The 11,876-nt window shown below is 70.5% G+C and carries 15 protein-coding genes and 1 other annotated feature; of the genes, 10 read left to right on the top strand and 5 right to left on the bottom strand.

Annotated elements, in window-relative coordinates:
• The 4 genes from P409_RS13625 to P409_RS13610 form a co-directional block, all read left to right on the top strand.
• Positions 1–649 (top strand): class I SAM-dependent methyltransferase (locus tag P409_RS13625; protein ID WP_034837230.1); only part of this gene is annotated, 649 nt, incomplete at its 5' end.
• Positions 141–197: a sequence feature (sul1 is cis-regulatory element that is thought to sense ions involved in sulfur or methionine metabolism; They are found in Alphaproteobacteria), on the top strand. (Overlaps the previous gene by 57 nt.)
• Entirely contained in the window at positions 646–1,356 is a 711-nt protein-coding gene (locus tag P409_RS13620; RefSeq protein ID WP_034837227.1) for a pseudouridine synthase, read from the top strand. The genes P409_RS13625 and P409_RS13620, both read left to right, overlap by 4 nt.
• 473 nt (positions 1,357–1,829) lie before the next feature.
• On the top strand, positions 1,830–2,024 hold the full coding sequence (locus P409_RS37950; protein ID WP_152613370.1) for a hypothetical protein: 195 nt from the start codon (positions 1,830–1,832) through the stop codon (positions 2,022–2,024).
• Positions 2,025–2,163: 139 nt separating this feature from the next.
• Entirely contained in the window at positions 2,164–2,802 is a 639-nt protein-coding gene (locus P409_RS13610) for a phosphohydrolase (RefSeq protein WP_034837220.1), read from the top strand.
• On the opposite strand, the gene P409_RS13605 is transcribed toward P409_RS13610, so the two are convergent.
• Together P409_RS13605 and P409_RS13600 are read right to left on the bottom strand one after the other, a co-directional pair.
• Entirely contained in the window at positions 2,783–3,889 is a 1,107-nt protein-coding gene (locus tag P409_RS13605) for an AbrB family transcriptional regulator (protein ID WP_052120562.1), read from the bottom strand. The two genes, P409_RS13610 and P409_RS13605, sit on opposite strands and share 20 nt — an antisense overlap.
• Before the next feature lie 22 nt (positions 3,890–3,911).
• Positions 3,912–4,484, bottom strand: coding sequence for a hydrolase (locus P409_RS13600; protein ID WP_034837216.1), 573 nt, complete (start codon positions 4,482–4,484; stop codon positions 3,912–3,914).
• Between the two features lie 156 nt (positions 4,485–4,640).
• On the opposite strand from P409_RS13600, the gene P409_RS13595 reads away from it, so the two are divergent.
• Positions 4,641–5,234, top strand: coding sequence for a TetR/AcrR family transcriptional regulator (locus tag P409_RS13595; RefSeq protein ID WP_238578681.1), 594 nt, complete (start codon positions 4,641–4,643; stop codon positions 5,232–5,234).
• Here the strand turns inward: P409_RS13595 and P409_RS13590 are convergent.
• On the bottom strand, positions 5,225–6,508 hold the full coding sequence (locus P409_RS13590) for an MFS transporter (RefSeq protein WP_343285506.1): 1,284 nt from the start codon (positions 6,506–6,508) through the stop codon (positions 5,225–5,227). The two genes, P409_RS13595 and P409_RS13590, sit on opposite strands and share 10 nt — an antisense overlap.
• Positions 6,509–6,623: 115 nt before the next feature.
• On the opposite strand from P409_RS13590, the gene P409_RS13585 reads away from it, so the two are divergent.
• From P409_RS13585 to P409_RS13575, 3 genes are all read left to right on the top strand, one after another.
• Positions 6,624–7,544, top strand: coding sequence for a LysR family transcriptional regulator (locus P409_RS13585; RefSeq protein WP_238578680.1), 921 nt, complete (start codon positions 6,624–6,626; stop codon positions 7,542–7,544).
• A gap of 395 nt (positions 7,545–7,939) precedes the next feature.
• Entirely contained in the window at positions 7,940–8,641 is a 702-nt protein-coding gene (locus P409_RS13580) for a PhoH family protein (RefSeq protein WP_034837212.1), read from the top strand.
• A 139-nt stretch (positions 8,642–8,780) separates the two neighbouring features.
• On the top strand, positions 8,781–9,293 hold the full coding sequence (locus P409_RS13575; protein ID WP_034837209.1) for a YciE/YciF ferroxidase family protein: 513 nt from the start codon (positions 8,781–8,783) through the stop codon (positions 9,291–9,293).
• 125 nt (positions 9,294–9,418) lie between these two features.
• Here the strand turns inward: P409_RS13575 and P409_RS13570 are convergent, their stop codons facing one another.
• Complete coding sequence (locus P409_RS13570; RefSeq protein ID WP_034837204.1) at positions 9,419–9,730, bottom strand: con-10 family general stress protein; 312 nt, start codon at positions 9,728–9,730, stop codon at positions 9,419–9,421.
• Between the two features lie 241 nt (positions 9,731–9,971).
• On the opposite strand from P409_RS13570, the gene P409_RS13565 reads away from it, so the two are divergent.
• Entirely contained in the window at positions 9,972–10,352 is a 381-nt protein-coding gene (locus P409_RS13565) for a winged helix-turn-helix transcriptional regulator (RefSeq protein ID WP_193366491.1), read from the top strand.
• A 3-nt stretch (positions 10,353–10,355) separates the two neighbouring features.
• Here the strand turns inward: P409_RS13565 and P409_RS13560 are convergent, their stop codons facing one another.
• Positions 10,356–11,063, bottom strand: coding sequence for a Crp/Fnr family transcriptional regulator (locus P409_RS13560; protein ID WP_052120559.1), 708 nt, complete (start codon positions 11,061–11,063; stop codon positions 10,356–10,358).
• Positions 11,064–11,354: 291 nt separating this feature from the next.
• On the opposite strand from P409_RS13560, the gene P409_RS13555 reads away from it, so the two are divergent.
• A complete protein-coding gene (locus P409_RS13555; RefSeq protein WP_034837199.1) occupies positions 11,355–11,870 on the top strand; it encodes a hypothetical protein in 516 nt (171 codons plus the stop codon).
• Positions 11,871–11,876 lie beyond the last annotated feature (6 nt).

Below are 11,876 nucleotides of genomic sequence, written 5' to 3'. Positions count from 1 at the left end.
GAGCCTGTCGAAGAACCGCTGCCGCGTCTTCTGGACGCGGGCCGGCGCCGGCGATCCGGCGCTGCGGGCGGAATGGGCGGCGGCGGACGAGCCGCGGCCGGTCGCGGATGGCCGCTTTCTCAGCCGACCCGGCCTGTTCGCCTGGGACCGGATCGATCCCGGCTCGGCCCTGCTGGCCGCCCATCTGCCGGCGGAGCTGAAAGGGCAGGGCGCCGATCTCGGCGCGGGCTTCGGGTATCTGTCGGCCGAGGTGCTGGACCGCTGCCCGGAGGTCGCCTCGATCGACCTCTACGAGGCCGAGGCGCGGGGGCTGGAACTGGCGCGGCGCAACCTGGAACCCTATGCCGGCCGAGCGGAGTTGGACTTCCTCTGGCACGACGTCGCCGCCGGGCTGCCGCGCGACCGGCGCTACCATTTCATCGTCACCAACCCGCCCTTCCATGAAGGCGGCCGGGCCGACCGGCACGATCTCGGCCGCGCCTTCATCACCGCCGCGGCGGCGGCGCTACGCCAGAAGGGCCGGCTGTTCCTGGTGGCGAACCGGCACCTGCCCTATGAGGCGACGCTGGAGCAGGCCTTCGTCATGGTCCGCCGCATCGCCGATGACGGCACCTACAAGGTGATCGAAGCATCCAAGGGCACCAAATGAAGCTCGTGCGCCGCCTCGCCAATCTCGGCTACGGCAGCCGCAAGCAGGTCGAGGCGCTGCTGCGCGACGGCCGCGTCACCGATGCCGGTGGTGCGCCGCTCGGCGCCGAGGCCCAGCCGGAGCATGCGGCGATCCGGGTCGACGGCCAGCCGCTCGATCCGCCGGCGGGCGCAGTGCTGATGCTGCACAAGCCGGCCGGTTTCACCTGCTCGACCAGCGACCCCGGCCGGGTGGTGTATGAGCTGCTGCCGCCGCGCTTCCGCCTGCGCAACCCGATCATCGCCCCGGTCGGGCGCCTCGACCGCGACACCACCGGCCTGCTGCTGCTGACCGATGACGGCCCGCTGCTGCACCGGATCATCTCGCCGAAGAGCCGGATCCCGAAGGTGTACGAGGCCGCTCTGGCGCGTGACCTGACCGGGGACGAGGCCGCGGCCTTCGCCTCCGGCACGCTGAAGCTGCGGTCCGAGACCACGCCGCTGGAACCGGCGGTGCTGGAGCCGCTCGGCCCGCGTAGGGTTCGGCTGGCCGTGACCGAGGGCCGCTACCATCAGGTCCGGCGCATGTTCGCCGCCGTCAGCAACCATGTCGAGGCGCTGCACCGGTCGGCCGTCGGCGGCCTGGCGCTCGGCGATCTGGCGGAGGGCAAGTGGCGGCTGCTGGACCCGGCCGAGGTGGCTTCGGTGTTCAATTCAACGGGGGCCTGAACACATGTTCGCCGGCCTGTTCATCGGTCCGTCACCGCAATGTAATATTATGTCTTCATGGATGATTTTCCTTGTCGAGGCGCAGCCGCTGGCGCAGAGTGCGCAGCCTGCAGGTCGGAGGTCGACCGCGAGGGCGCCGAGCGCGATATAGCCGCCAGCCCTTGCCGGCCGTGTGTTTGTCGGTTTGGCGCTGCCCCCCGGTGCCGATGCGCTTCACAGGATCCGTCGCATCGCCGATGAACATGCAGCCACCCGGCCTTCCTTCCTGCGGGAACCACGGCGCGGCGAGTTCCTAGTCCGCCGCAGCCGCAACGACAAAAGCCGCTGGAGGAACCGCCATGGCTGGTCAGCACCGCAGGCGTCCCAGGACGAGTCCGGCCCCGCTTCGGGCGGATGAGCACGAACTGAACTCCCTTCCGCCCAAGGCCGCGAACGACACCGCCACTGTGGTCCCGATGAGGGAGATCGCGGAGATGGAACTTTCGGCCGAAGCCCCACACCCCACCGCAACCCGCCCGTCCCGCGTGCAGGCGGCGCTCCGGGCCGAGATGCTGTGCCGGGGCTTGCGCCTGTCCCAGGCCGAATTCGCCCGCCGCTACGGCCCCGCCAGTTCCGTGGTGCGCAACTGGGCGCCGCGCCAGCCGCAGACGAACGGTATCAAGCTCTAGCCGTTTCCTGACACGCTTCCATTCGATCCGACCGGCGGCCGCCGATGCGGCCTGCCGGTCTTTGCCTGCCATGGATGACAGCCCGCCGGGTTCGGTGCTACCGGGAAGGGCGGACCAGCCAGGGGATCGAGAGGACCGGATGCGTTGGGAGGGACGGACGGCGATGGCGCGGGCCTGGGTCCGGCTGCCGTCGGGCAAGCGGCTGGATCTGCTCAACCCCACCCCGTTCGACTGGGACGATCGCGACCTGGCCCTCGGCCTTGCCCGCACCTATCGCTGGGGCGGCCATTCGGCCTGGCCGCTGCCGCTCTCCGTCGCCCAGCATTCGCTGGCCGTGCTGGCGCTGTGCCGGGCCTGGGCGCCGGCGCCGCTGTCGCCGCTGGCGGAACTGCGCGAGCTGCTGCACGATGCCGATGAGGGGCTGCTCGGCTTCGACCCGCTCTCGGTGATCAAGCCGTTCCTGGGCCAGGAGTTCCGTGACCTCGCCGCGCGGCTCGAGGACACGGTGTTCCTGCGCTACGGCCTGACACGCTGGACGGCGGAGCAGAAGGTCTTCCACAAGCGGGCCGACCGGGTGGCCGCGGCCAGCGAGGCGATCCATGTCGTCGGCTGGACCCGCGACGAGGTGTCGAAGGTGCTGAAGATCCGGTTCCAGCCGATCGACGACGACCCGCTGCTGCCGATCTATGGCGGCACGCCCTGGGAGCCCTGGGCACCCGACCTGGCGGCGGAGCGCTTCCTGGAGGAGCTGGGCCGGCTCAAGGCCGCCGCGGCCTAGGTGGGTGAGGGGGCTGTGTCCGCCGGGCGATGAACCGCGCCACCGCCGGGCCCAGCAGCACCACCAGGAAGAAGCGCACGGTCTGCAGCGCCATCACGAAGGGCAGGTCGACATCGCTGGACGCGGCGATGATGGCGATCGAATCCATGCCGCCGGGGCTGGTCGCCAGATAGGCGGTCAGCGGGTCGACGCCGAGCGTGCGCACCAGCACGAAGGCCAGGCCGCCGCAGAAGGCGATCAGCGCGACGATCGACAGCAGGATCTGCAGCAGCGCGCGGGCGGCATGGAGCAGCACCGACCGGGTGAAGCCGAGGCCGATGTTCCAGCCGATCAGCGCATAGGCGGCGGCCAGCAGCCATTCCGGCAGCTCGATCTCGATCAGGCCCAGCGAATGCAGCACGGCCCCGACCACCATCGGCACCAGCATCGGGCCGGCAGGGATGCGCAGCCGCCATCCCACGGCGGCCCCCAGCCCGGCCAGGACCAGCGTCGCCGCGAAAGGCCCGGCATCGATCGGCGGGAACCACACAATCGCCGCCGGGCCGGCGTCGCCGGTATCGACCCAGAAGCGGGCGATCAGCGAGGCGGTGGTGGCGACGCAGACGACGCGCAGATACTGCATGAAGGCGACCAGCCGGGCGTCGGCGCCGAAGGCCTCGGCCATCAGCACCATGGCCGTGGCGGCGCCGGGGGAGGAGCCCCAGACGCCGGTGGTGCCCGGCACCACCTGCCAGCGGCTCATCATCCATCCCAGCACGCTGCTGGCGAGCAGCGTCGACAGCACGATCGCCAGGAACAGCGGCCAGTCCTGCAGGAAGGACACCACGATCGACGGCGTGATCGCCCCGGCGATCAGGCAGCCGATGATCGCCTGGGCGCCGAAATAGGGCTTTCGCGGCACCCGGATGGTGCCGCCGCCGACGCCGACCAGGATGCCGGCGACCATCGGCCCGAGCAGCAGCGCCGCGGGCAGGGCGGCGGCCTCCAGCAATGCCGCGATGGCGGCCGAGACGGCCAGCAGCGCCGCCCATTGCCCGGCACGCGGCAGCTTTGCCAGAACCGGCAGGGCCGGGCCGTTCGCGGTCACCACAGCAGCCTCGCTTTCCGCCTCAGGACTGGCCGAACTGGATGTCGGCGGCCTGGGAGACGATTCCGATGCGGGGCAGGATAGCCTCCACGGCGAAGCCATGCATCTCCGCCGACCGGCTGGTCATCGCATCCTCGGCGAAGACCACGGCGTAGTTCAGCTCCCAGGCATGGCGGGCGGTGGATTCGACGCCGAAATTGGTGGCGATGCCGCCCAGCACGATGGTGTCGATGCCGCGCCGGCGCAGCTGCAGGTCCAGGTCAGTGCCGGTGAAGGCGCCCCATTGCCGCTTGGTGACCACGACATCGCCGGGCTCCACCACGCCCTCGGCCAGGTCGCTCCAGCCTGCGGGCAGGCCGCCGGCCGGCCGGGGCATCGGCTGGTCCACCGGCTGCCGCGGCGCATCGGCGAAATCCGGCGCCCAGCCGACGCGGACCGGGACCACCAGGGCGCCGGCTGCGCGGAAGCGCGTGGCGAGGTTTCTGGCCGTGGCCAGCACCTCCGCGCCGCTGCGGGGGGCGAGCGGCATGGCCAGGATGCCGGCCTGCAGATCGATCAGGACCAGGGCGGTGCGGCGCGGGTCGAGGGTGGGCATGGTCGTCACCTTTCGGGGCAGGCCGCGCCCCTCCGGTCCCGGCGGCAGGCCGGGCGGATGGACGGGGGCGGGTGCATGTGAAAATATGAGGATAGCCTCGCAAACAGTTTTATGAGCATGTCCTCACAAAAGTCAACTGCCGCCGCCGACGCCGCCGTGAGGCGAGAGCCCCGGCGCCAGCGCGGCCGCGACCGTGTCGCGGCACTGCTGCAGGCGGGCGCGGCCGTGTTCGCGGAGAAAGGGTACGAGGCGACGACGATGACCGAGGTCGCGGCCCGGGCCGGCGCGTCGATCGGCTCGCTGTACCAGTTCTTCCCGAGCAAGGAGGCGCTGGCCGACGCGCTGCTGGCCGGCTATGGCGAGCAGGTGTTGGCCGGGCTGCAGGCGGTGGAGGCGCGGGCGGCGCGGCTGTCCGTCCCGGATCTCGCGGATGCGCTGATCGACCTGCTGGTCGGGCTGAAGCAGGAGCGCGTGGCGGCGCTGGCGCTGATCGAGGCACGGCGGGATGCCGCCGCCCAGCCATTGGCGCTGCGCGACGCCCTGCGCGCGGGCGTGGCCCGGATCCTGGCCCTGCGCGCGCCCGGGCTGCCGCCGGAGCGGGCGTTGGCGATGGCGATCGTCGTGCTGCTGCAGATGAAGGCGGCGGCGGCGCTCGGCACTGAACCTGGCTTGAAAGCGCGCACCGCGGCCCTGGCCGAGCTGCGGCGGATGACCCGGCTATACCTCGCCGAAGGCCTCGGTCAGGCCTGACGCGGCGCCAGCACGACCAGGCGCAGCGCGATCAGCAGCGCCGCCAGGGCCAGGGCGCCGATCATCAGGGCGACGCCGGGCCAGCCCCAATCGGCCCAGGCCACGCCGCCGAGCGAGCCGGCGACGCTGGAGCCAAGATAGTAGAAGAACAGGTAGAGCGAGGAGGCCTGGGCCCGGGCGTGCAGCGCCCGGCGGCCGACCCAGCTGCTGGCCACCGAATGGGCGCCGAAGAAGCCGAAGGTCAGCACCGCGACGCCGGCGATGATCGCCCACAGGTCGTCGCCGCGGGTCAGGGCGATGCCGGCCAGCATCAGCACGATCGGCGCCCAGAACACCCGGCGGCGGCCGAGCACGCCAGCGAGGTGGCCGACCCAGATCGAAGCGCCGATGCCGATCAGATAGACCACGAAGATCGCAGCCACGGCGGTCTGGCTCAGCCCGAAGGGCGGCGCCAGCAGCCGGAAGCCGGTGTAGTTGTAGAGGGTGACGAAGGCCCCCATCAACAGGAAGCCTTCCAGGAACAGCCAGCGCAGCCCGGGGTCGCGCAGATGGTCGGCGAAGGCGGCCAGCAGCAGCCGCGGCCGCAGCGGCCGAGGCGTGAAATGGGCCGAGGGCGGCAGGCTGCGCCAGAACAGCACGGCGCAGACCAGGCCGCTCAATCCGACGACGCCAAGCCCGAACCGCCAGGAGACCAGGTCGGTGAGGACGCCGGCCATCAGTCGGCCTCCCAGCCCGCCCAGGGCGCTGCCGCCGATGAACAGCCCCATGGCCAGCCCGACCGATTTCGGGTGCATCTCCTCGCTGACATAGGCCATGGCCACGGCCGGCAGCCCGCTCAGCGACAGGCCCATCAGCGCCCGCAGGACCAGAAGCCCGTGCCAGGACGGCATCAGCGCCGCAAGGCCGGTCAGCACCGCCGAGGCGAACAGCGAGGCCACCATGACCGGCTTGCGGCCCCAGGTCTCGGACAGCGCGCTGGCCACCAGCATGGCGAAGGCTAGCGCCCCGGTGGTCAGCGACAGCGACAGGCTGCTCTCCGCCGCGCCGATGCCGTAGGTCTCGGCGAAGACCGGCATCAGCGGCTGCACGCAGTACAGCAGGGCGAAGGTGGCGAAGCCGGCGGCGAACAGCGCCAGGTTGGTGCGGTGGAAGGCGGTGGTGCCGTGCTCGATGAAGGCGACGACGTCCTCGGCCGCCACGGTTCCGGCCGGCATGGCATCGGCGATCGACGGGGTGGCGGGCTGGCGCGGCAGCGACTGGACCGATGAGGTCACGGGAGGTCTCCGGCCGGGCCAGCGGAAGGGAAGGGCGCCCGGCCCTCTCGAAAACATGGCCATGCCGATTGATAGTGTCCAATATGTTTAACGGCATGTTTGATAGGTTTGACGAATGATGGAGCTGAGACATCTGCGCTATGCCGTGGCCCTGGCCGAGGAGCTGCATTTCGGCCGGGCGGCGGCGCGGCTCGGCATCTCCCAGCCGCCGCTGAGCCAGCAGATCCAGGCGCTGGAGGACGAGCTCGGCGCCCGGCTGTTCGAGCGCAGCAACCGGCGGGTGGCGCTGACCGAGGTGGGCCGGCTGTTCCTGGAGCAGGCGCGCATGGTGCTGGCCGCCGCCGACCGGGCGGCGGAGGTGGCGCGCCGGGCGCAGCGCGGCGAGATCGGCGAGATCCGCATCGCCTTCACCGCCTCCGCCCCCTTCACCACGCTGATCCCGCAGACCATCTTCGCCTTCCGCCGCAGCCATCCGGACGTGCATCTGGAGCTGCAGGAGCTGCCGACCCGGCAGCAGATCGAGGCGCTGGCCGAGCGGCGGCTGCAGATCGGCTTCCTGCGCAACCCGACCTTCCCGCCGGTGCCGGAGGGAATCGAGGTGCGCGAGCTGTTCCGCGACCCGCTGGTGGCGGCGCTGCGCACCGACCATCCGCTGGCAGGGGGCGCGCCCGCGCCGGTGGCTTTGGCCGAGCTGGCCGACGAAGCCTTCGTCTGCTACCCGCGCGACCAGGGCACCAGCCTGTACGACCAGATGATCGGCCTGTGCCGCGACGCCGGCTTCAGCCCGCGGCTGGGGCAGGAGGCGCGGGAGGTCTCGACCATCGTCGGGCTGGTCGCGGCCGGGCTGGGCGTGTCGCTGCTGCCGGCCTCGCTGCAGCGGATCCAGGTCGAAGGGGTGGTGTTCCGCCGCCTGTCCGACCCGGGTGCCGTCACCACCATGTGGCTGACCTGGCGCCGGGACGAAAGCTCGCCGGCCGCGAGGGCCTTCATCGACATGGCGACCCGGCCGGATGCTCTGAATGGTGGCAGCCGCTAGATCTAGCCGCAACGGCGTGGGCGTTCCGCCACAATTGGTATGAATTTTCCGTGTCGCCCCGTCTTTTCGCTGGTGCAGCACGGGGGTTGGTGCGACTCTCATCTCTGGCGACGCGATTTTCGTCGTCAGTGATCGGAAAGGCGACATGCGACGGGCACCAGCCTGGCATCACCATCCGCTTCCCGGCTCCGACCAGGGGCAGCATCAGCATCGGCAATCGTTCGAAACGCCCCTCGCAGGGGCGTTTGCCGTTTCTGGCCGCCCTTCCGATCCGTCACCTGTCCTGTTCCACCCGACCCGAAGGAGGGTTCCGGCGAATGAGATCTCCTGGTGAAGGGGGCGGTGTCTGGGATCCGCTGTTCGAGGATGCAAGCGAGAGCAAAGGACGACGTTCCATGGCCAAACGCAACGCCTCCAGTGCCCGTGTCGTCGCCATCAATGAGGGCTACGACGATGATTTCCGGGAGCAGAGCTACCTGAAGACGGTCAAGCCGCGGACCGCCAATCAGGAGGTCCTGATGAAGGCGATCGAAGGCCACGCCATGACCCTGGCCCTCGGCCCCGCCGGCACGGGCAAGACCTATCTCGCCGTCTCCAAGGCGGTCGAGGCGCTGACTGCCGAGCGCGTCAGCCGCATCGTCATCACCCGGCCGGTGGTGGAGGCGGGCGAGAGCCTCGGCTACCTGCCGGGCGACATCAACGAGAAGATGGACCCCTGGATGCGCCCGATCTACGACGCGCTGTCCGACCGTCTCGGCGCCAAGCAGGTGCGCCAGATGACCAAGGAGGGGATCGTCGAGATCGCGCCGCTCGCTTACATGCGCGGCCGCACCATCTCGCGCAGCTTCGTCATCGTCGACGAGGCGCAGAACATGACCTTCCAGCAGCTGAAGATGCTGCTGACTCGCCTGGGCTGGCACTCGACCATGGTGATCACCGGCGACCCGGACCAGACCGACCTGCTGCCCGGCCTGTCCGGGCTGGAGGAGGCAGCGCGGCGGCTGGAGCCGCTGGACGGCGTCGCCGTGGTCCGCCTGACCACCGCCGACATCGTGCGCCACCCGCTGGTCGCCGCGATGATGCCGCTCCTGGCCTGAAAGACCGGCGGCCGGTCCGGGCACGGGCCGGCCGCCGCTTCCTGTAGCCGGAACCGTCCGCCGCCGGGATCCATTTCCCAGGGAGAAGGCCGCCGGAGTCGCCGGCGGCCCCTCCATGCCAGAGACAGCGAGGCCGGCCATGGCGACGAAGACGCTGCACGACCTGTTCCTCAACGAGCTCAAGGACATCTACAACGCCGAGAAGCAGCTGACCCGGGCGCTGCCGAAGATGGCGCGCGCCGCGACCAACCCGGAGCTGAAGCAGGGCTTCGAGCATCATCTCGAGCAGACCAGGGGCCAGGTCGAGCGCCTGGACAGCGTGTTCGAGAGCCTCGACGCATCGTCGCGCGGCCAGACCTGCGAGGCGATGGAGGGGCTGCTGGCCGAGGCGCAGGAGCTGATGGAGCTCGGGCTCGAGCCCGACGCGATGGACGCCGCGCTGATCGCGGCGGCGCAGAAGGTCGAGCATTACGAGATCGCGACCTATGGCACCGTCTGCACCTGGGCCAAGGCGATGAAGCATGAGGAGGCCCTGGACCTCCTGCTGGAAACCCTGGCGGAGGAGAAGGAGACGGACCAGATCCTGACCAAGCTGGCCAAGACCGCGGTCAACACCGCCGCGGCCCGGCACGCCCACCCGCAGGCCGCTTAGGACGGCGCGCGGCGCGGCGACGGCCTCCTTCGGGCGGCCGCCGCCGCGGCCCAAGGCAAAAGGGATGGGCAAAAAGAAGGGCAGGCCCGGCCTGCCCTGCGGTGAATGCGGAAGCGGCGCCGACGTCAGTGCGCGCCGTGTCCGGAGAGACCGCCCTTCCGCCCGGCTTCCGCCGCGCGCTCGCGATCATTGGCGAAGTTGCCGCCGCTCTCCTGCCCGCCCTTGCGGCCCGCTGCCGCAGCCCGGGCCGGATCGTTCTTGAAGTTGCCGCCGCTGTGCTGGCCGCCCTTGCGACCGGCGGCCGAGGCCCGGGCCGGATCATTGGCAAAGTTGCCGCTGCTCACCTGCCCGCCCTTACGGCCGGCCTCCGCTGCACGCTCCCGGTTGTAGGCGAAGTTCCCGGTGCCGCCCCGATGCGGAGTCTGGCTATCCGCCATGGTCGAAGCTCCCTTGCTGTGGGCTCACCTCATGGGAATAGGCCGCAGCGAGACGAGGTTCCCAGTGAAAAATCCTTAATTTTCAGCCGGTTCGTCAGGCTTCGCTTGCGGTGTTCGCAGCCGGGCCGACATCTCCTTACCGAAGGGCGCCGATGCCTGCGACAACGGGATGGTTCCGAACGGGATCCTGGTTCCGATATTGTACCGGCCGTTGCCCACCATCGGGCGGAAGGAGCGGATCATGTTGGCTCGCGAGATGGTGGACGGGGCGTTCCATCCCTGTCCGATCCGGGATGTGCTGGACCGCATCGGCGACCGCTGGAGCCTGCTGGTGCTTCAGACCCTGGCGCCGGGGGTGAAGCGCTTCACCGTGGTCAAGCGCGAGATTGGCGACATCTCCCAGCGCATGCTGGCGCAGACGCTGCGCCGGCTGGAGCAGGACGGGCTGGTGTCTCGCACGGTGCACCCGACCATTCCGCCGCGGGTCGATTATGCGCTGACACCGCTCGGCCGGTCGTTGCTGGAGCCGCTGAACGCCCTGGTGGACTGGGCGAACCTGCATCACGACAAGGTGCGTGCCGCCCGGATGGCCTATGTGCCGCCGGCCGCCGAGGCGGCCTGATGCTCAGGCCTTCGGCCTCTGTGCCGCCTTCTCCAGCGCCGCGGCGTCGAGGATCTGCAGCCGCCGGCCCTTGATCCGGAACAGCCCGTCGCGCTGCAGCTGCTTCAGCGTCCGGTTGGCGTGCACCAGCGAGATGCCGAGCGCATCGGCGAGATGCTGCTGGGTCAACGGGAAGGGCATGCTGTCGCCCCGGACCATGTCGCGGGCGTCGGCGCGGCCGTAAAGATCCAGGACCAGGGCCGCGACGCGCTCCAGCGCCGTGCGCTGGCCCAGCGACAGCAGCTGCTCCTCCATCACCCGCTTCTGGTCCGCGGTCAGCGCGGCGAAGCGGAAGGCGACCTCCGGCTGCTCCTGGTACAGCCCGGCGATATCCTGGTGCGGGACGACGCACAGCGAGACCTCGGTGATCGCCTCGATCGAGGTGACGGCGGTTTCGAAGAACTGGGCCTGGAAGCCGATCACGTCGCCCGGCAGGATGAAGGACAGGATCTGCCGGCGGCCGTCCTGCAGCATCTTGAAGCGCATGGCCCAGCCGCTGGCGACGGTGTAGAGCGGCGGATTGCGGTCGCCCTCCGTCATGATCCTTGCCCCGGCCGCGAACGCGACATCCTCGACCCGGCGCCTCTGGATGTAATCGAGCAGCTCGGGATCCAGGATCTTGAGCTGCGGCGTGTCGGTGTCGAGCTTGACGTTCAGGTCGTGCGGGGACATGGCAGGCTCTCCCTCTAGTGGGCGCGATCAAGCGCACGGCGACAGCCGCGGGACGGAGGCGGAAAGACGAAGATCCGGACGAGCGGCACAGCCGCGGGCCGTGGACGATGTCGGCATCGTAGCAACGCCGCGGTCCGCTTCCAGTTCCGTCCGAGCGTGACGAAACGGTTCGGGAGAGCGTGACGGGCAAGGGGCGGATGCGGGGCGCGGGCATCGGATTGACCCGGCGGCGGCGGCGAGGCTATGTCGGGGCGGGGCGCTCGGGCCCCGCCGCAACCGCCTGGAGCCTCCATGCTGCGCCGCCTGCCGCTCGCCCTTGCCCTGCTCGTCGCCGCCTGCGCCACCCAGCCCGTTCCGGCGCCGCGCACCGGCTACCAGCCGCAGACCACGGCGCATCTGACCGGGGCGGTCGCGGTCAATCCGATGGGCTACCGCCCCCGCACGGGCGTGGCGCCGCAGGGCACCGTTCGCGACGTGCCGGGCTATGTCACCAACGCACTGAAGGCCGAGCTGCGCCGCGCCGGCGCCGGCCTGAACTCGTCGCGCTGCATCCTCGACGGCACCATCCGCGACTTCAAGGTCGACCGGGCAGGGGCGGAGGAGCATTACGGCGTCGACATCCGCTACGAGCTGGCCGTGGGCGGCAACGTCCAGTTCGACCAGGCCTTCGGCACCACCTTCACCGTAGCCCGCGGTCAGTCGGTCGATCGCGCGGTGGACGACGCCATCGCCAAGAATCTGAACTTCCTGCTGAAGGACGACTGGTTCGCCACCCTGCTGGTCCGCGAATGCAGCGGCCGCGCCTGAGCGCGG

Origin of the sequence: Inquilinus limosus MP06 (assembly GCF_000767795.1) — a bacterium.
Classification (GTDB): domain Bacteria; phylum Pseudomonadota; class Alphaproteobacteria; order DSM-16000; family Inquilinaceae; genus Inquilinus; species Inquilinus limosus_E.
Note: the sequence above shows the minus strand (reverse complement) of the source record. Positions and strands in the feature narration are given on the sequence as shown.